15 protein-coding genes are annotated in these 17,979 nt (G+C 63.1%); 9 read left to right on the top strand and 6 right to left on the bottom strand.

All coding sequences use genetic code 11. The annotated features are described in order from the left end of the window. Positions 1-47 precede the first annotated feature (47 nt). Positions 48-1,244 carry an ABC transporter permease gene (locus tag FBY03_RS05665; RefSeq protein ID WP_147171224.1) on the top strand — a complete coding sequence of 399 codons (1,197 nt, stop codon included), beginning with the start codon at positions 48-50 and terminating at the stop codon, positions 1,242-1,244. 59 nt (positions 1,245-1,303) lie between these two features. Here the strand turns inward: FBY03_RS05665 and FBY03_RS05660 are convergent, their stop codons facing one another. Beyond that, positions 1,304-2,680 (bottom strand): TRAP transporter large permease subunit, encoded by a 1,377-nt coding sequence (locus tag FBY03_RS05660; protein ID WP_147171223.1) that lies wholly within the window; start codon positions 2,678-2,680, stop codon positions 1,304-1,306. After that, on the bottom strand, positions 2,673-3,218 hold the full coding sequence (locus FBY03_RS05655; protein WP_147171222.1) for a TRAP transporter small permease subunit: 546 nt from the start codon (positions 3,216-3,218) through the stop codon (positions 2,673-2,675). The genes FBY03_RS05660 and FBY03_RS05655 overlap by 8 nt, the downstream gene beginning before the upstream one ends. A 196-nt stretch (positions 3,219-3,414) precedes the next feature. Here FBY03_RS05655 and FBY03_RS05650 point away from each other — a divergent pair, with 196 nt between their 5' ends. Continuing rightward, positions 3,415-4,515, top strand: a complete 1,101-nt coding sequence (locus FBY03_RS05650) for a TRAP transporter substrate-binding protein (RefSeq protein WP_147171221.1) — start codon at positions 3,415-3,417, stop codon at positions 4,513-4,515. Between the two features lie 55 nt (positions 4,516-4,570). Here FBY03_RS05650 and FBY03_RS05645 read toward each other — a convergent pair whose 3' ends face one another. Further along, a complete protein-coding gene (locus FBY03_RS05645) occupies positions 4,571-4,972 on the bottom strand; it encodes an acyl-CoA thioesterase (protein ID WP_147171220.1) in 402 nt (133 codons plus the stop codon). A 255-nt stretch (positions 4,973-5,227) separates the two neighbouring features. Between FBY03_RS05645 and FBY03_RS05640 the strand changes: the two genes are divergently transcribed. The 7 genes from FBY03_RS05640 to FBY03_RS05610 all read left to right on the top strand — a co-directional run bounded on the left by FBY03_RS05640 (position 5,228) and on the right by FBY03_RS05610 (position 14,294). After that, positions 5,228-6,196, top strand: coding sequence for a PstS family phosphate ABC transporter substrate-binding protein (locus FBY03_RS05640; RefSeq protein ID WP_147171219.1), 969 nt, complete (start codon positions 5,228-5,230; stop codon positions 6,194-6,196). A 182-nt stretch (positions 6,197-6,378) separates the two neighbouring features. Further along, complete coding sequence (locus FBY03_RS05635) at positions 6,379-8,664, top strand: ABC transporter permease subunit (protein WP_147171218.1); 2,286 nt, start codon at positions 6,379-6,381, stop codon at positions 8,662-8,664. 75 nt (positions 8,665-8,739) lie between these two features. Beyond that, the gene (gene pstA, locus FBY03_RS05630; RefSeq protein ID WP_178090578.1) at positions 8,740-10,356 is read left to right on the top strand and encodes a phosphate ABC transporter permease PstA; all 1,617 of its coding nucleotides are present in this window, start codon (positions 8,740-8,742) and stop codon (positions 10,354-10,356) included. Between the two features lie 68 nt (positions 10,357-10,424). Next, a complete protein-coding gene (gene pstB, locus FBY03_RS05625; protein WP_147171216.1) occupies positions 10,425-11,258 on the top strand; it encodes a phosphate ABC transporter ATP-binding protein PstB in 834 nt (277 codons plus the stop codon). A gap of 144 nt (positions 11,259-11,402) precedes the next feature. After that, positions 11,403-12,134, top strand: a complete 732-nt coding sequence (gene phoU / locus FBY03_RS05620; protein WP_147171215.1) for a phosphate signaling complex protein PhoU — start codon at positions 11,403-11,405, stop codon at positions 12,132-12,134. A gap of 202 nt (positions 12,135-12,336) precedes the next feature. Continuing rightward, positions 12,337-13,233, top strand: a complete 897-nt coding sequence (locus FBY03_RS05615) for a response regulator (RefSeq protein ID WP_147171214.1) — start codon at positions 12,337-12,339, stop codon at positions 13,231-13,233. Between the two features lie 164 nt (positions 13,234-13,397). Then, the gene (locus FBY03_RS05610) at positions 13,398-14,294 is read left to right on the top strand and encodes a peptidoglycan DD-metalloendopeptidase family protein (protein WP_147171213.1); all 897 of its coding nucleotides are present in this window, start codon (positions 13,398-13,400) and stop codon (positions 14,292-14,294) included. A gap of 142 nt (positions 14,295-14,436) precedes the next feature. Here FBY03_RS05610 and FBY03_RS05605 read toward each other — a convergent pair whose 3' ends face one another. From FBY03_RS05605 to FBY03_RS05595, 3 genes are all read right to left on the bottom strand, one after another. After that, positions 14,437-15,714, bottom strand: coding sequence for a TRAP transporter large permease (locus FBY03_RS05605; RefSeq protein ID WP_147171212.1), 1,278 nt, complete (start codon positions 15,712-15,714; stop codon positions 14,437-14,439). 16 nt (positions 15,715-15,730) lie between these two features. Continuing rightward, on the bottom strand, positions 15,731-16,267 hold the full coding sequence (locus tag FBY03_RS05600) for a TRAP transporter small permease (RefSeq protein ID WP_147171211.1): 537 nt from the start codon (positions 16,265-16,267) through the stop codon (positions 15,731-15,733). 148 nt (positions 16,268-16,415) lie between these two features. Beyond that, positions 16,416-17,816 (bottom strand): PLP-dependent aminotransferase family protein, encoded by a 1,401-nt coding sequence (locus FBY03_RS05595; protein ID WP_147171210.1) that lies wholly within the window; start codon positions 17,814-17,816, stop codon positions 16,416-16,418. Between the last annotated feature and the right edge of the window lie 163 nt (positions 17,817-17,979).

Genomic DNA, 17,979 nt, shown 5'->3' with positions numbered 1-17,979 from the left:
CGAAGGCATGACCGACAACCGCAGCACGGCTGCACGGGAGGACCGCCATGCGCTGGCGAGATGGCTTCACCCTGACCCGTTCGGCGCTGACCAGTCGGCCGCTGCGCAGTGGCCTGACCCTGCTCGGGGTGGCCATCGGCATCGCTGCGGTGGCGCTGCTCACCGCCATCGGTGAAGGGCTGCGCGGTTACGCGATGGAGGGTTTCTCGCAGTTCGGCACGCGGATCATCGCGGTGCATCCCGGCAAGACCCAGACCGGTGGCCTGGGCAGCCTGCTCAGCAGCGTGCGCCCACTGACCCTGGCCGACGCCGATGCCCTGCGCCGTCTGCCGAATGTCGAGGCGGTGGTGCCGGTGATCCAGGGCAGCGGCGACATCCAGTTCGGTGCGCGTTCGCGGCGCAGCGACATCTTCGGCAGCGGCCACCAGCTAGCCGAGGCCTGGCGCTTCAAGCTGGCGCTCGGTCAGTACCTGCCGCAGGCGCGCGACGGCCGCTCACCGCCCTATGCGGTGCTCGGTGCGCGCTTGCGCCGCGAGCTGTTCGGTCCGCGTAACCCGGTGGGTGAGTTGATCCGCGTCGGCGGCACGCGCTTCCGGGTGATCGGGGTGATGGCGGAGAAGGGTCAGCTACTCGGTTTCGATCTGGACGATATCGCCTACATTCCGGTGGATTGGGCGCAGAGCCTGTTCAACCGCGAGGGCGTGATGGAGATCAACCTGGTGTTCAACGGCGGCACCACCTCCGCGCGCCTGAGCGAGAAAATCCGCCGGCTGCTCAGCGAACGGCATGGCGCCGAAGACTTCCGCCTGACCGCCCAGGACGACATGCTCGGCAGCCTGGATCGGGTGCTCGCCACCCTCAGTCTGGCCCTGGCTGCCCTGGGCGGCATCTCCTTGCTGGTCGGTGCGGTGGGCATCCTCACCATCATGACCACCACGGTCGGCGAGCGCACCGCCGAAATCGGTCTGCTGCGCGCCATCGGCGCCACTCCGCGGCAGGTGCTCGGCCTGTTCCTCGCCGAGGCGGTGTTGCTGTCCCTGGCCGGCGGGGTGCTCGGCTTGCTGTTGATGGCGCTGCTGTTGGGCCTGCTGCAACTGGGGCTGCCGGATCTGCCATTATCGCTGCAACCGCTGTTCCTGCTGCTGGCGCTGCTGTTGTCGGTCGGCATCGGCGTAGTCGCCGGCTTGGCCCCAGCGCGGCAGGCGGCGCGGCTGCATCCGGTGGAGGCGCTGAGAAGTGAGTAGGCTGCTGCGAGGACTGGCGGGATGGCCCTCTCCCGCGGATGGGAGAGGGCGCAGGGGGATTACTTGCCGTAGACCTGTTCCGGCAGCCAGGTGATCAGGCCCGGGAACTGATAGGCGATCACCAGCAGGAACAGCTGGATCAGGATGAACGGCAGCACGCCCTTGTAGATGGTGCTGGTCGGCACGGAGGGCGGAGTGACGCCGCGCAGGTAGAACAGGGCGAAGCCGAACGGCGGGGTGAGGAAGGAGGTCTGCAGGTTCAGCGCGATCATCACGCCCAACCAGACTGGGTCCAGCCCCATGGCCAGCAACACCGGCCCGACAATCGGCACCACCACGAAGGTGATCTCGATGAAGTCGAGGATAAAGCCGAGCAGGAAGATCACCAGCATCACCAGGAAGAAGGCGCCGAGCACGCCACCCGGTAGCTGGGCGAACACGTCCTCGATCAGCACTTCGCCGCCGAAACCGCGGAACACCAGGGAGAACAGCGAGGCACCGATCAGAATCAGGAACACCATGGAGCTGATTTCGGTGGTGCCATAGGCCACTTCACGCATCTGCGAGAAGTTCAGCTTGCGCTTGCCCAAGGCCAGCAGCATGGCGCCGAGCGCGCCGAGCGCCGCGGCTTCGGTGGGGGTGGCGTAGCCGGCGAGGATCGAACCCAGTACCGCGGCGATTAGCATCAGTGGCGGCAGCAGGGCGTTGAACAGCTTGCCCCACTCGATCGGGCCGAGTTCATCCTTCGGCAGCGCCGGCAGCTTCTTCGGCTGCAGCACGGCGACGCCGATGATGTAGAGGATATACAGGCCGACCAGCAGCATGCCGGGCAGAAAGGCGCCGACGAACAGGTCGCCGACCGATACGGTTTTCGGCGAGAAGATACCCATTTTCAGCTGCGCCTGCTGGTAGGCGCTGGACATCACGTCACCCAGCAGCACCAGCACGATCGACGGCGGAATGATCTGCCCGAGGGTGCCGGTGGCGGCCAGGGTGCCGGTGGAGATGGCCGGGTCGTAACCACGCCGGAGCATGGTCGGCAGCGCCATCAGGCCCATGGTTACCACGGTAGCGCCGACGATGCCGGTGCTGGCGGCGAGCAACGCGCCGACCACGCAGACGGAAATCGCCAGGCCGCCGCGCAAGGTGCCGAACAGTCGCGACATCGATTCCAGCAGGTCTTCGGCGACCCGCGACTTCTCCAGCATCACGCCCATGAACACGAACAGCGGCACCGCCAGCATGGTCTGGTTGTTCATGATGCCGAACAGGCGGTTGGGCAGGGCGCTCAGGTAGGTGGCATCGAAAGTGCCGGTGAGCACGCCGATGCCGGCGAACAGCAGGGACATGCCGCCGAGGGTGAAGGCCACCGGGTAGCCGGCCATCAGCGCCAGGCAGATGCATGCGAACAGCAGAATGGGCATTAACTCAGCCATGCTTCACCTCCGACGCGGGCAGGTGACCGGCGAGCAAGTAAATGGATTTGATCAGGTCGGACAGGCCCTGCAGCGCCAGGCTGACGACCAGTATCAGGATGATGCTTTTCTGCAGGTAGACGAATGCCAGGCCGCCCGATTCGCTGGAGGCCTCCAGGGTCGACCAGGAGTTGCCGACGTAATCCCAGCTGCTCCAGCCGAGGAACAGGCAAAACGGCAGGAGGAACAGCAGGTTGCCTAAGATCTCCACCAGGGCTTGGCGGCGGCCGCTGAACTTCTGGTAGAAGATGTCCACGCGAACATGGGCGTTGCGTTGCAGGGCCCAGGCCGCGGCGCCCATGAACACCAGGGCGTGGGCGTAAAGCACGGCTTCTTGCAGGGCGGTGGCGCCGATGCCGAAACCGTAACGCAGAATCACCACGATGGCGGTGCCGAGCACCAGAAACAGGGTCAACCAGGCGCAAGCCTGGCCGAAGCGCTGGTTCAGCGCATCGAGGGCGCGGGCGAGGCGCAGCGGTAGAGGAGGTTGGTCGGACATGTCGAGTCCTTATCGTTATGGGTGAGGAGGGGCGGGCAAATCGGCGATTCTAGGCATGCCGAGGGTATCGCAGCAATGCCACTACAACTTTAGTCGTATCTACTAGGCTTGAGGGGCAGTTGCCCCTATGTTACGCAGGCACAGTCTGGCAACAGCGATCCTGTGGTCAGACCAATACAACAAGAAGGAGCTTTGCATGAAACGTCGTCAAATTCTCACAGCCGCAGGCGTTGGCCTGGCCGCCACCGCACTGGCTGGCTGTGGTAAAGAACCGGAAACCGCCGGCAAACCCCAAGAAGGTGCGCAGGCTGAGACTTTCAGCTGGAAAATGGTCACCTCCTGGCCGAAGAACTTCCCGGGTGTAGGCGTGGGTGCCGAACGCTTCGCCAAGCTGGTCGAGGACATGAGTAATGGCCGCCTGAAGGTCAAGATCTATGCCGCCGGCGAGCTGGTACCGGCACTCGAAGTGTTCGATGCGGTGTCCCGCGGTACCGCGGAAATGGGTCACGGTGCGCCCTACTACTGGAAAGGCAAGGTGCCGGCCGCGCAGTTCTTCTGCGCGCTGCCGTTCGGCCCGAACGCCCAGGAAATGAACGCCTGGCTGTACAAGGGCGGCGGTATGCAGCTGTGGGAAGAGGTCTACAAGCCGTTCGGCGTACTGCCGATGGCCTGTGGCGCCACGGGTGTACAGACCGCCGGCTGGTTCAACAAGGAAATCAACTCGGTCGACGACTTCGTCGGCCTGAAGATGCGCACCCCGGGTCTGGGTGGTGAAGTGCTGACCAAGATGGGCGGTACCGTGGTCAATATGCCGGCCGGTGAAATCTTCACCGCCCTGCAAACCGGCGCGATCGATGCCACCGAGTGGATCGGCCCGTACAACGACCTGGCCCTGGGTCTGCACAAAGCGGCCAAGTACTACTACACCCCGGGTTGGCAGGAGCCGAACGTCACCTTCGAACTGGACATCAACATCAAGGCCTGGGAAACCCTGCCGGCCGATCTGCAGGCCATCGTCCGTGCCGCGGCGCGCGATGTGAATGCCGACATGCTCGACGACTATGATGCGCGCAACATGGAAGCTCTGGAGCAGCTCAAGGCCGATGGCGTGGAAGTACGCCGCCTGCCGGACGAAGTGTTGGCCAAGCTGAAGGGCGTGGCTGCCGAAGTGGTCGATGCCTCCGCCGCCGCCGATCCTGCGGCGAGCAAGGTGTGGGCGCAGCAGAAAGCGTATCTGCAGCGTCTGTACGACTACGCCGAACACGCCGAGAAGGACATCTACAACATTCGAGGTTAAGTTTTATCGCGTACAAAAACGCCGGCTCCAGAGCCGGCGTTTTTCTGTCTGGGGATCAGCGCCGCGCGGGTACGGGACGGGTGCGACCGCTGCCGTCGATGGCGACGAAGACGAACACCGCTTCGGTGACCTTGCGCCACTCGCTGGACAGCGGGTCGTCGCTCCACACTTCGACCAGCATCTGGATCGAGCTGCGACCGACCTCCAGGGTCTGGGTGTAGAAGGACAGTTGCGCGCCGACGGCGACCGGCACCAGGAACGCCATGCGATCGATCGCTACCGTGGCGACGCGGCCACCGGCGACCTTGCTGGCCATGGCGGTACCAGCCAAATCCATTTGCGATACCAGCCAGCCACCGTAGATGTCGCCGAAACCATTGGTTTCGCGCGGCAGTGCGGTGATCTGCAAGGCGAGGTCGCCTTGGGGTATCGGGTCATCCTGTTCGAAGTCGTTCATTTAGTAAGGCTCGCGGCGCGGTTGTTGTTGTAGGCGCGGAGCCCGCAGGTTGCGGGCTTTGCCAGTATACCGACTGGGCGGTCGGCGGGCGACTCTGGCGCCGCGGCTGGAGGCGGCGCAGTCGGCAAAAATGATTGATTGCTGGAAAAATCGACAATGGTCATCTAACTGTCATATGCATTTCATAGATTGGTCACATGGCCTGCAGATACTTGGGCCCGTTCAACTCAACCCTGATTTTGTTAGGAGCAAGGCATGAAACTGAAGCGTTTGATGGCGGCCATGACTTTTGTCGCCGCTGGCGTAGCTGCCGCCACTGCGGTTGCCGCTGTCGACCCGGCTCTGCCGACCTATGAAAAAACCTCGGGCGTTTCGGGCAACTTGTCCAGCGTCGGTTCCGATACCCTGGCCAACCTGATGACCTTGTGGGCTGAGAACTACAAGAAGCTCTACCCCAACGTGAACATCCAGATTCAGGCTGCCGGTTCTTCCACTGCGCCGCCCGCGTTGACCGAAGGCACTTCCAACCTCGGCCCGATGAGCCGGCAGATGAAAGATGCCGAGTTGCAGGCGTTCGAAGAGAAGTACGGCTACAAGCCGACCGCCATTCCAGTCGCTATCGATGCCTTGGCGGTGTTCGTGCATAAGGACAACCCGATCAAGAGCCTGAGCATGCAGCAGGTCGATGCGATCTTCTCCAACACCCGTCTGTGCGGTGAAGCCAAAGAGATCAAGACCTGGGGCGATGCTGGCCTGAGTGGCGAGTGGGCAAGCAAGCCGGTTCAGTTGTTCGGTCGTAACTCGGTGTCCGGCACCTACGGTTACTTCAAGGAAGAAGCCCTGTGCAAAGGTGACTTCAAGGCTAACGTCAACGAGCAGCCGGGTTCGGCTTCCGTGGTGCAGTCGATCTCCAGCACCCTGAATGCCATCGGTTACTCGGGCATCGGCTACAAGACCTCGAGCGTTCGCGCCGTGCCACTGGTCGATAAGAATGGCGTAGCCGAAGAGGCCAGCGAAGCGAATGCCCTGGCTGGCAAGTACCCGCTGGCGCGTTTCCTCTACGTTTACGTGAACAAGGCGCCGAACAAGGCCCTGAGCCCGCTGGAAGCTGAATTCATCAAGATGGTGCTGTCCAAGCAGGGTCAGGAAGTGGTGGTCAAGGATGGTTACATCCCACTGCCGTCCAAAGTAGTAGAGAAAACCCTGAAAGAAGCCGGTCTGTAACACCACCCGGCCCCGCGCTGCGGCCTTGGGTCGCGGCGTTTTTCAGGCGAACCCGCCCCTCCAGTTGGAGCGGCGGGTTTCGTCGTGTCATCGTGCTGTAATGTTTCTGTCATACAAGCTTGTTAGGTTAGCCTCCAGCTCATTCCACGGGCGCTAGCGCGCAACCGCCCAGAGATTCTCGTATGAACGACTTGGCCAAAGACTCCATGACCGCTCCTTCGAACAGCAGCCAACGGCTGGACTTCAATACCCCCGCCATGCTGCGCAAACGCCGCCGGCGTGCGCTCAAGGATCGTCTGACGCGCTGGTATGTGTCGATCGGCGGTCTTGCCGTATTGGCCGCGATTACCCTGATTTTCTTCTATCTGGCCCATGTGGTGCTGCCGATGTTCACCGGTGCCGAGCTGGACGCGCGCAAGTCCCAGCAGCCGCAGTGGCTGGCCGGGCAGGGCGAGGCACTGCTGCTGGCCGTGGAAGAGCAGAACAAGGTCGCCATGCGCCTCGATCGCGCCGGCCGGGTGCAGTTCTTCGCGCTGAAGAACGGCGCGGCGTTGAGCCAGTACCAGTTGCCGCTACCGGCCGATGCGAGCATCACTTCGGTCAGTGAGGATCAGCCGGGTAGCCAGCGCGTGGCCCTGGGACTGTCCAACGGTCAGGTGCTGTTGTTCAAGCACGCCTATAAGGTCAGTTACCCGGACAACGTCAAGACCATCACCCCGACGCTGGAGTACCCCTTCGGTGAAGCGCCGATCAGCCTGGATAGCCAGGGCCGTGCGCTGGAACACGTGGCGATCAATCAGAGCGGCGATACGCTGCTGCTCAGCGCCTCCACCGGCAGCGAGTTGCAGGTGCTGTCGATCAGCCGCGAAGAGAATCTGTTCAGCGGCGAAGTGACTCAGGAAGAGCGGCGCATCGAGCTGCCGCAGATCGCCGAGCCGATCAAGGACATGGTCATCGACCCGCGGCAACAGTGGCTCTATGTGTTCAACGGCAAGGCCACCGCCGATGTCTTCGACCTGCGTAACAAAAGCCTGAACGGCCGTTACAAGTTGCTCGAAGGCGAGGCCGAGGTGACCACCGTGAGCCCGCTGCTCGGTGGCATTTCGATGCTGATCGGCACCAGCAAGGGCGGTATCGCCCAGTGGTTCATGGTCCGCGATAGCGATGGCAAGGCCGCGCTGACCCGCATCCGCGACTTCCAGTTGGGTGACAGCGCCATCACCCAGATCATTGCCGAGCAGCGCCGCAAGGGTTTCATGGCCCTGGACGCCAGCGGTCAGCTGGGCATCTTCCACAGCACCGCGCACCGCACCCTGCTGATCGAGCAGGTCGCCGAGGGGCCGGGCGTCGCGGCCCTGTCGCCGCGCGCCAGCCGTTTGCTGGTCGAGTCCAAGGGTCAGCTGCAGCGCTTTGTGGTCGACAATCCGCACCCCGAGGTGTCCTGGAGTTCGCTGTGGGGCAAGGTCTGGTACGAGAACTATGACGAGCCCAAGTATGTATGGCAGTCGACCTCGGCCAATGGCGACTTCGAACCCAAGATGAGCCTCTCGCCGCTGACCTTCGGTACCCTCAAGGCGGCGTTCTACGCCATGCTGCTGGCCGCGCCGCTGGCCATCTGCGCGGCGATCTACACCGCCTACTTCATGGCGCCGGCCATGCGCGGCAAGGTCAAACCGGTGATCGAGTTGATGGAAGCGCTGCCGACGGTGATCCTTGGATTCTTCGCCGGCCTGTTTCTCGCGCCCTATGTGGAGGGCCACCTGCCGGGCATCTTCAGTCTGCTATTGCTCACCCCGGTCGGCATCCTGCTGGCGGGCTATGGCTGGAGCCGTCTGCCGGAGCGGGTACGCCTGCTGGTTCCGGATGGCTGGGAGGCGGCGCTGCTGATCCCGGTGATTCTGCTGGTCGGCACCTTCTCCCTGGGCATGAGCGGGCACATGGAGAACTGGTTCTTCGGCGGCGACATGCGTCTGTGGTTGAGCAATGACCTGGGTATCCCATTCGACCAGCGCAACGCCCTGGTGGTCGGTCTGGCGATGGGCTTCGCGGTGATCCCGAACATCTACTCGATCGCCGAAGACGCCGTGTTCAGCGTGCCCAAGAGCCTGACCTTCGGTTCCCTGGCGCTCGGCGCCACGCCCTGGCAGACCCTCACTCGGGTGGTCATCCTCACCGCCAGTCCGGGGATCTTCTCGGCGCTGATGATCGGCATGGGCCGTGCGGTTGGCGAGACCATGATCGTGCTGATGGCCACCGGCAACACGCCGATCATGGAAATGAACATCTTCGAAGGCCTGCGCACCCTGGCCGCCAACGTGGCGGTGGAAATGCCGGAATCCGAAGTCGGCAGTACTCACTACCGCGTGCTGTTCCTCGCCGCGCTTGTGCTGCTGTCCTTCACCTTCGTGATGAATACCCTGGCGGAGGTGATTCGTACCCGCCTGCGCAAGAAATACGCCTCGCTCTGAGACTTGGAAAGGTAGACGTCCGTGAAACAGCAAAACCTGAAATCCTGGTTCAAGAGCGGCTCCCCTTGGGTCTGGATGACGGCCGGTGGGGTCTCCATCGCCGTGATCATGACCATCGGCCTGCTCGCCGTGATCGCCACCCGTGGCCTGGCCCACTTCTGGCCGGCCGATGTCATCGAGTCCGACTACCAGGTGCCGGGCGAAGCGCCACGGGTGCTCGCCGGTGAACTGGTGCAGGCCGAGCAGGTGCCGCGCGCCCGCCTGGCCGCGGCCGGACTGCCGGTGGATGTCAAAGGCGGTGAGTTCATGACCCGCGAACTGCTCAAGGTGGGCAACCGTGAGCTGTTCAACGCCGATTTCAACTGGGTGGTGGCCGAGTGGATGAGCAACTCGCGCACCCCGGCCAAGCTGCTGGTGATGGAACGCCGCGAATGGGGCAACTTCTACGGCTACCTGGTCAACGTCAAACAGAGCGGCCAGTTGGTCGCCGAGGGTGACGCCGCCTGGAGCGAGTTGCAGCAGCGGGTTGGCCGAATCGATGAACTGCACAAGCAGATATCGGCGCTGGAGAAGAAGGACATTGGCCGGATCAATCACGGCCTCGAGAATCTGCGCCTGCAAAAGCGCCGGCTGGAGTTGAACGGGCAATTGGATGCCGCCGCCCAGGCCGATCTGGACGCCGAGCGCGCCGTATGGGATGCCGAGTACAAAGTACTGGAAAGCCAGCTGATCGAGTTGAACAACGCCTTCAACCGCGACAGCGTGACGGTGCGCACGGTCGACGGCCGCGAGCAGGAAATCAGCATGGGCAAGGTGGTGCGCGCCTACCAGCCGAACGCCATGGGTACGGCCGACAAGCTCGCTTTCTACTTCGCCAAACTGTGGGAGTTCGTCAGCGACGATCCACGTGAGGCCAACACCGAGGGCGGTATCTTCCCGGCCATCTTCGGCACCGTGATGATGACCCTGATCATGGCGGTGATCGTTACCCCATTCGGCGTGCTGGCGGCCATCTACCTGCGCGAGTACGCCAAGCAGGGCCCTATGACCCGGATCATTCGCATCGCGGTGAACAACCTGGCGGGCGTGCCGGCGATCGTTTACGGGGTATTCGGCCTGGGCTTCTTCGTCTATGTGTTGGGCGGCTCGCTCGACCGTTTGTTCTTTCCCGAAGCCGCTCCGGCGCCGACCTTCGGCACCCCGGGTCTGCTCTGGGCCTCGCTGACCCTGGCGATTCTCGCCGTGCCTGTGGTGATCGTCGCCACCGAGGAAGGCCTGGCGCGGATACCGCGGGCCTTGCGCGAGGGCTCTTTGGCGCTCGGCGCAACCAAGGCCGAGACCCTGTGGCGGGTGGTGCTGCCGATGGCCAGCCCGGCGATGATGACCGGCCTGATTCTCGCCGTGGCGCGTGCCGCCGGCGAAGTGGCGCCACTGATGCTGGTGGGCGTGGTCAAGCTGGCGCCGGCGCTGCCACTGGACGGCAACTACCCTTATCTGCACCTCGACCAGAAGATCATGCACCTGGGCTTCCATATCTACGACGTCGGCTTCCAGAGCCCCAACGTCGAGGCCGCGCGGCCGCTGGTGTATGCCACCGCGCTGCTGCTGGTGCTGGTAATCGCCCTGCTCAACCTCAGCGCGGTGTTCATTCGTAACCACCTGCGCGAGAAGTACAAGGCGCTGGATCATTAATCCTTTTACGCCCGCGGCCTCACTGGCGGCGGGCGTGCTCAACGAATTGTTAGCGTAGGGAGCATCCCATGCAGCACCAAGCACCCACCCACGGCATCAACATGGCTGCCCTCGGCCGCGAGAAGCAGGGCCTGAACCTGGCAGAAGAGAGCGTGGCGCTGGAAGTCCCCGGCCTCAACCTGTTCTATGGCGACAAGCAGGCGCTGTTCGACGTCAGCATGAACATTCCCAAGCAGCGCGTGACCGCCTTTATCGGCCCGTCCGGCTGCGGCAAGTCGACCCTGCTGCGCACCTTCAACCGGATGAACGATCTGGTCGACGGCTGCCGCGTCGAAGGCGAGATCAACCTCGACGGCCGCAATATCTACCGCAAGGGCGAAGACGTTGCCGAACTGCGCCGCCGGGTCGGCATGGTGTTCCAGAAGCCCAACCCCTTCCCCAAGAGCATCTACGAGAACGTGGTCTACGGCCTGCGTATCCAGGGCGTGAACCAGAAGCGCGTGCTCGACGAGGCGGTGGAGCTGTCGCTGAGAAACGCGGCGTTGTGGGACGAAGTCAAGGACCGCCTGCACGACTCGGCGCTGGGTTTGTCCGGTGGTCAGCAACAGCGTCTGGTGATCGCCCGGACCGTGGCGGTGCAGCCGGAAGTGCTGCTGCTCGACGAACCCTGCTCGGCCCTCGATCCGATCTCCACGCTCAAGGTCGAAGAGCTGATCTACGAGCTGAAGTCCAAGTACACCATCGTCATCGTCACCCACAACATGCAGCAGGCCGCGCGGGTGTCGGACTACACCGCGTTCATGTACATGGGCAAGCTGATCGAGTTCGGCGATACCGACGCGTTGTTCACCAACCCGGCGAAGAAGCAGACAGAAGACTACATCACCGGCCGCTACGGTTGATGGCCATGTCGGAGTGCGCTGGCCTGTGTCGGCGGAACTTGCCGTACTGATATGTACTGTCTGCGTTCCGCCTCCTTGGCCAGCACCCTCCGCCAAAGCCCATCCCTAACAGTAAACGTATCCGGTTAAATCAAGGGTTCGCACATGATCAACAAAGACAGCCTCACCCATCACATCTCTCAGCAGTTCAACGCCGAGCTGGAGGAGGTGCGCAGCCACTTCCTGGCGATGGGCGGACTGGTCGAGAAGCAGGTCAACGACGCGGTCACTTCGTTGATCGATGCCGATTCCGGCCTGGCCCAGCAGGTGCGCGAAGTCGACGACCAGATCAACCAGATGGAGCGCAATATCGACGAGGAGTGCGTGCGCATCCTCGCCCGTCGCCAGCCGGCGGCTTCCGACTTGCGCTTGATCATCAGCATCTCCAAGGCCGTGATCGACCTCGAGCGCGTCGGCGACGAGGCGACCAAGATCGCCAAGCGCGCGATTCTCTTGTGCGAAGAAGGCGAAGCGCCGCGCGGCTATGTGGAAATCCGCCATATCGGCGACCAGGTGCGCAAGATGGTGCGCGAGGCGCTGGACGCCTTCGCCCGCTTCGACGCCGACCTGGCGCTGTCGGTGGCGCAATACGACAAGACCGTCGACCGCGAGTACAAGACCGCGCTGCGCGAGCTGGTCACCTACATGATGGAAGACCCGCGCTCGATCTCCCGGGTGCTCAACGTGATCTGGGCGCTGCGCTCGCTGGAACGCATTGGCGATCATGCACGCAATATTGCCGAACTGGTGATCTACCTGGTGCGCGGCACCGACGTGAAACACATCGGCCTGACCCGCATGCAGGAAGAAGTGCAAGGCAAAGGCAAGGACAGCTAAGCCCTCAGCCAGGTGCTAGATTCTGGGCCCGCGCTCGGCAATATAGTGGGCTACAGCACGGCATAGCCCTCGGTGCTGTGCGCGGGAGTCAGTGCCACGCAGTGCTGGTTGGCATGCCCCTGGCCAGCATTTCGCGGCGTTAGGGTTGGCCTTCGCCCGCTTGCGGCGATTATGCTTAGGCGCATTCGTATGGGAGTGGCCGATGAGCAAAGTCAGCGTGCTGGTGGTGGACGACGCAACCTTTATCCGTGATCTGGTGAAAAAGGGTCTGCGCGATCACTTCCCCGGGGTGAAGATCGAGGAAGCCATCAATGGCCGCAAAGCCCAGCAAATGCTGGCACGGCAGAGCGTCGACCTGATCCTCTGTGACTGGGAAATGCCGGAAATGACCGGACTCGAACTGCTCAGCTGGTGCCGCGAACAGGACAACCTGAAAAGCGTGCCCTTCATCATGGTCACCAGCCGGGGCGACAAGGACAACGTGGTGCAGGCGATTCAGGCCGGTGTCACCGATTTCATTGGCAAGCCCTTCTCCAACGAGCAGTTGGTGACCAAGGTGAAGAAGGCCTTGAGTCGCACCGGCAAGTTGCAATCCTTGCTGAGCAACACGCCCAAGGCGATGACAGCGGCATTTGCCAATGACTCGCTGTCCGCCCTGACTGGTGGCAAGGCCGAGGTGATCAAACCCAGCGCGCCCGCCGCTGTTGCCCCGGCGGCGAGCTTCAGCGCTCAGCCGGCGGCGCCGGCCAAGGCAGCGCCGTCCGGGCGCGGCCAGGGCCAGCTGCGCCTGCCCGCCGGTAGCATGGCCTGCGTGATCAAGGCGCTGAGCCTCAAGGACGCCCAGCTACTGGTCAAGCGCGGCGAGCAGCTACCCCAGGTTCTGGAAAGCGCGGTGCTCGACCTGGAGCAAGGCGAGGGCGGCGAAGTGGCGCGGCTCAACGGTTACCTGCATGCCATCGCCGCCTTCGAGCCGAAAGCCGACAGCGAGTGGCTGCAACTGACCCTGCGCTTCGTCGATCAGGATCCGCAAAAACTCGACTACCTGTCGCGCCTGATCGCTCGCGGTACCGCGCAAAAGCATTTCAGCCCCGGCGCCTAACTTGGGGACGTAACCACCCGGCCGGGCGCGCGAGCTTAAACAGTCCGGTGAACAGGTCGTGCGCGAGCTGGCGCACAACCCTGAGCGCATTGGCTCGCGCCGCGTGAGGTGGGCTGCTAGTCTGCATAATCTGGATATCGAAAAACTATAAGATCCGAGTGTTTATGCTAGGGCGCCTGATACTACTCTGCAGCTTGTTGGCCGTGGCCGGCCACGCGGCTGCCTTGACCATCTACAAATACACCGATGCCAACGGCGTGGTCACCTATACCGACCAGGCGGCGCCGGGGGCGCAGGTGTTCGTGTTTCGCGATCGCATGGTCGAGCGCCTGGATAACCAGGTGAAACTGGAAACCAAGAAACACGCCGCCGGGGAGACCCTGCTGGTGCGCAATGACCTCTATGCGCCGGTGCAGATCGAGCTGAAGCTGGAGCAGGTGCGCAATGCCGTCGGCGCGCCAGACCAGCCGATCACCTGGGTGTTGCCGCCGCGCAGCAAGATCCGCCTGGCCACCCTGGCCGCGCGCGACCCCAGCCAGCCCCTGAGTTACACGCCCAAGCTGCGCTATGCCCTCGGCGACCCGCGTTTGCTGCCGACGCAGAACCGCTATCCGCTGCCCTGGCGCGGGGGGCCGTTTCGCCTGAGTCAGGGCGCCAACGGCAAATACAGCCACTTCACCCCGAAAGGTCGCTACGCCCTGGACATCGCCATGCCCGAGGGCACGCCGATCATTGCCGCGCGCGCCGGGGTGGTGGTGAAGACCGAGAACCGCCAGAGCGGGCGCGGCAACAACCCCTCTGGCAACTACGTGCGCATCCTCCATGACGACGGCACCATGGGCGTTTACCTGCACCTGATGAAGGGTTCGGTACAGGTCCAGGAAGGGCGTCGGGTGCAGGTCGGCAGCCTGCTCGCCCGCTCCGGCAATACCGGCAACAGCACCGGCCCGCACCTGCACTTCGTGGTGCAGCGCAATGTCGGTCTGGCCCTGGAGTCGATCCCGTTCGACTTCAGCCAGCCGGTCAACAGCCTGCCGAACTTCGCCGTCGGCGGCGAATGACGGTCGCTGCAAGCGGCCAGCCATCAGCTACAAGTCGTAGGATGGGTTAGCCGCTTGAGTAATATCCGCTCAAGGCAACGCCTGGTGCGCGGCGTAACCCAGCATGGCGGCGACTCGGCACCCGCTGTGCAGCGACTGCCTGCTAGCGGAACGCCAAGTCGCGCAGGAACAGGGTGATCGGCGGGAACATGATCAACAGCACCGAGGTCAGCAGCAGGATGACGAAGAACGGCAGGCTGCCGCGAATCACCTCGAAGTAGGGTCGGCGGAACACCGCGATGGCGGTAAAGATGTCGCAGCCGAACGGTGGCGTAGCCGAGCCGATGGCCGCCTGCAGGGTGATGATGGTGCCCACCAGCACCGGATCGAGCCCGGACAGTTTGACCGCCGGAGCGAAGATCGGCACCAGGATCAGCATCACCACGATCGGGTCGACGAACATGCAGCCGATGAAGAAGGCGATCGAGATGATGATCAGCAGCCCGGTCGGCGACGCATCCATCAGGCCGATACCGCTGAGGATCTGTTGCGGGATCTGGGCGAAGGAGATCACCCAGGAGAACGCCGAGCCGGCGCCCACCAGGATGAACACCACGGCGGTAATCAGACCGGTGGACAGGGCGATGCTGGACAGGTCGCCGAGCTTCACCCGGCGAAAGATCAACACCTCCAAGATCAACGCGTAGAGCACCGACACCGCGGCGGCCTCGGTGGGGCTGAACACGCCGGTGTAGATGCCGCCGATGGTCATCACCGGCAACAGCAGCGGCAATATGGCGCGGCGACAGGTGCGCAGGCGCTCGGTCCAACTGAATTTCTCGCCCTGGGGAATGCCCACCACACGGGCGTAGCCATAGCAGTAGCCGGCCAGCAGCAGCAATAACAGTAGCCCTGGGCCGATACCGGCGATAAACAGTTCGGCCACCGAGGTGCCGGACACCACGCCATAGATGATCATGCCGATGCTCGGTGGAATCAGCAGGGCGATGTCCGAGGCGTTGATGATCAGGGCGATGGCGAAGCTGTCCTTGTAGCCCTGCTGGAGCATCTTCGGGCGCATGATGCTGCCCACCCCGACCACAGTCGCCTGGGTCGAGCCGGACAGCGCGCCGAACAGCGCGCAACTCAATGCGGTGGTCACCGCCATGCCGCCACGCACGTGGCCGACGAATGCCATGGCGACGTCCAGCAGGCGATTGGCGGTGGCGCCGCGGGTGATGATATCGGCGGCGAGAATGAACATCGGCACCGCCACCAGGGCGGAGGGGCGGATGCCGGCAATCATCTGCTGGATGATGAACTCCGGGCCCATGTTGAAGAAAAACACGAAGCCGGCGGCTGCGGCGGCGAGCAGGGTAACCATCATCGGGAAACCGGCCAACAGCAGCACCAGCATGATGATCAGGAGTGTGGTGGTCATGTCCATTAGCGGCGGCTCAGGCTTGGGGCGGGAGAGGGGCATCGACGTGGCGCGGCGGCGCCTCACGGCGACCGAGTAGCACCAGCAACTGGGTGAAGGCGTGGCGCAGGAACTGCAAGCCGCTCATGCCAAGGCCCAGGGGGATCAACAGGTAGATGTAGTGCAGCGGTACCTGCAGTGCGGAGGAGGAGCGGCCGATGCGCGCTGCCGATTGCACATAACCCACCGCAGCCCAGGCCAGCCAGAGCATCAGGGCGGCGGTGAGCAGGTTGATCAGCAGCAGGGTGACGGCGGCCGGCTTGCCGGTGAGATGCTCGATGAATGCACTCATGCTTACGTGCCGACTCTGTCGGGCGGCGTAACTGCAACCGACGAAGGTGACGAAGATGATGAGGAACTGGTTGAGCTCCTCGGAGAAGTACAGGCTCTGGTTGAACAGGTAGCGGCCGAACACGTTGCTGACCGAGTTCAGCGCCATCGCCAGGATCGAACTGGCGAGGATCCAGGCTTCAAGCTTTTCCAGCGCCCAGTCCAGTTTACGCAACCAAAGCATCGCCACCTCCAGCCCAGCGACATGCGGCTGGACACTTTTATTGTTGTGGAGGCTAGAACATATCGCCGGGCAAAAATCATGTCAATTAATTATTTGAATCATTACAAATGTTCGATAATAGGGCGAGTGTAATGATTGGTGCGCCGTTTCAGAACACGAAATGCATCGGCGGCGGCGTCTCGTCGAACAGGCCATTGAGCGTACTCAAGCCGCTCTGCAGGCGCGAACGGCTCTGTTCCGCGCCCAGACTGATGCGCACATGCTGATTGCTGCGATCGGCACTGGCCAGGAAGGGTTCGGCCGGGAAGATCATCACGCCCTCCTGGCGGGCGCGGCGGGCGAACTTCTCCGGCTGCCAGTGGGCCGGCAATTCGGCCCAGATGTGCATGCCATTGGGGTGGGCCTTGAAGCGGCAACCGCTGAGCAGTTCGCGGGCCATCAATTGGCGCGCGGCCAGCTCCTGTTGCTGGAAGGTAATCATGCGCTCCAGGGTGCCGTCCTGCATCCACCAGCTGGCGATTTCGAACGGCATCAGGGTGGCCATCCAGGTGGTACTGCGCAGGCGGCCGATAGCCTGCTGAACCAGGTGCGGCGGGGTGATCAGGTAGCCGGCGCGCATACCAGGCAGGCTGACCTTGGTCAGGCTGGTGGCGTAGAAGCTGCGCTCGGGAATCAAGGCTGACAGCGGTGGCGCACGATCCGGTTGCAGGGCGCCGTAGACGTCGTCCTCGACCACTGTCAGGTCGTAGCGGCGGGCCAGCTCGGCGATGGCCTGGCGGCGTTCCAGGCCCATGGTGTCGGTGGTCGGGTTGTTCATGGTCGGGGTGCAGAACAGCACCCGTGCGCCGCCCTGCTTGCAGGCTGCTTCCAGCGCCTCGGGCAGCAGGCCCTGGTCGTCGGTGGCCAGGCCCTTGAGGTTGAAGTGCAGGGTCTGCGCCAGGGCCAGCAGCAACATGCAGGTTTCTCGTTCGCAGAGCACCGTATCGCCCGGCTTGAGCACGGTGGCCATGGCGATGGTCAGGGCGTGCGCGGCGCCGTTGCAGAACAGCATGTGATCGGGATCGGCCGGCATCTTCTGCTGTGCCAGCCAGCTGCTGACCACCTCGCGGTGCTGGGTCAGGCCCTGGGTCGGGTGGAAGGAGGTGATGAAATCATCGCGGCCTTCCTTGGCCAGACGCTCCAGACCTTCGCGGTACAGCTTGACGTGGCGCTGGGTGCACACCGGGTGGGCGGTGGACAGGTCGATGCCGCGGCTGGGGTCCTCATGTTCATCGGTGGACAGGTAGTCCGACTCATGACTGACGTGACGACTGCGGACGAAGGTGCCGCTGCCGACCTGGGCATAGATGGCGCCCTGCTTCTCCGCGTGAGCGTAGGCATTGCTCACCGTCTGCACGCTGACCCCCAGGGTTTCCGCCAGCTCGCGATGGGTCGGCAGCTTGCTGCCAGGCTGCAGTGCGCCGGCATTGATCGCCTCATTGAGGGCATTGCCGATGGCCAGGTATTTGGGCTGGCCGGAGCGGATAAAGGGCTTCAGGTTAATTGTCATGGTTCAATAAAGTTCTTGACGAAAATTGTAATGATCATAAGTATGGGTCTTATGCGGATTGACCTGTATTTGATGTGGTCACTCTAGCAGATTTCAGTACATTGCATAATCGCCCGGTCGTTACGCCGGTTTATAGAGACCTGAACGCATCCGCGTTCGCTTT

Source organism: Pseudomonas sp. SJZ079, assembly GCF_007993865.1.
Lineage (GTDB): Bacteria > Pseudomonadota > Gammaproteobacteria > Pseudomonadales > Pseudomonadaceae > Aquipseudomonas.
The sequence above is the reverse complement of the archived record's forward strand: the minus strand, read 5'-3'. Positions and strand labels throughout refer to the sequence as shown.

What these genes read in the sequence shown, in the direction of transcription:
- FBY03_RS05665 (WP_147171224.1), top strand. Translation starts at nt 48, where the DNA reads ATGCGCTGGCGAGATGGCTTCACCCTGACCCGTTCGGCGCTGACCAGT.
- FBY03_RS05660 (WP_147171223.1), bottom strand. Translation starts at nt 2,680, where the DNA reads ATGGCTGAGTTAATGCCCATTCTGCTGTTCGCATGCATCTGCCTGGCG.
- FBY03_RS05655 (WP_147171222.1), bottom strand. Translation starts at nt 3,218, where the DNA reads ATGTCCGACCAACCTCCTCTACCGCTGCGCCTCGCCCGCGCCCTCGAT.
- FBY03_RS05650 (WP_147171221.1), top strand. Translation starts at nt 3,415, where the DNA reads ATGAAACGTCGTCAAATTCTCACAGCCGCAGGCGTTGGCCTGGCCGCC.
- FBY03_RS05645 (WP_147171220.1), bottom strand. Translation starts at nt 4,972, where the DNA reads ATGAACGACTTCGAACAGGATGACCCGATACCCCAAGGCGACCTCGCC.
- FBY03_RS05640 (WP_147171219.1), top strand. Translation starts at nt 5,228, where the DNA reads ATGAAACTGAAGCGTTTGATGGCGGCCATGACTTTTGTCGCCGCTGGC.
- FBY03_RS05635 (WP_147171218.1), top strand. Translation starts at nt 6,379, where the DNA reads ATGAACGACTTGGCCAAAGACTCCATGACCGCTCCTTCGAACAGCAGC.
- pstA (WP_178090578.1), top strand. Translation starts at nt 8,740, where the DNA reads ATGACGGCCGGTGGGGTCTCCATCGCCGTGATCATGACCATCGGCCTG.
- pstB (WP_147171216.1), top strand. Translation starts at nt 10,425, where the DNA reads ATGCAGCACCAAGCACCCACCCACGGCATCAACATGGCTGCCCTCGGC.
- phoU (WP_147171215.1), top strand. Translation starts at nt 11,403, where the DNA reads ATGATCAACAAAGACAGCCTCACCCATCACATCTCTCAGCAGTTCAAC.
- FBY03_RS05615 (WP_147171214.1), top strand. Translation starts at nt 12,337, where the DNA reads ATGAGCAAAGTCAGCGTGCTGGTGGTGGACGACGCAACCTTTATCCGT.
- FBY03_RS05610 (WP_147171213.1), top strand. Translation starts at nt 13,398, where the DNA reads ATGCTAGGGCGCCTGATACTACTCTGCAGCTTGTTGGCCGTGGCCGGC.
- FBY03_RS05605 (WP_147171212.1), bottom strand. Translation starts at nt 15,714, where the DNA reads ATGACCACCACACTCCTGATCATCATGCTGGTGCTGCTGTTGGCCGGT.
- FBY03_RS05600 (WP_147171211.1), bottom strand. Translation starts at nt 16,267, where the DNA reads ATGCTTTGGTTGCGTAAACTGGACTGGGCGCTGGAAAAGCTTGAAGCC.
- FBY03_RS05595 (WP_147171210.1), bottom strand. Translation starts at nt 17,816, where the DNA reads ATGACAATTAACCTGAAGCCCTTTATCCGCTCCGGCCAGCCCAAATAC.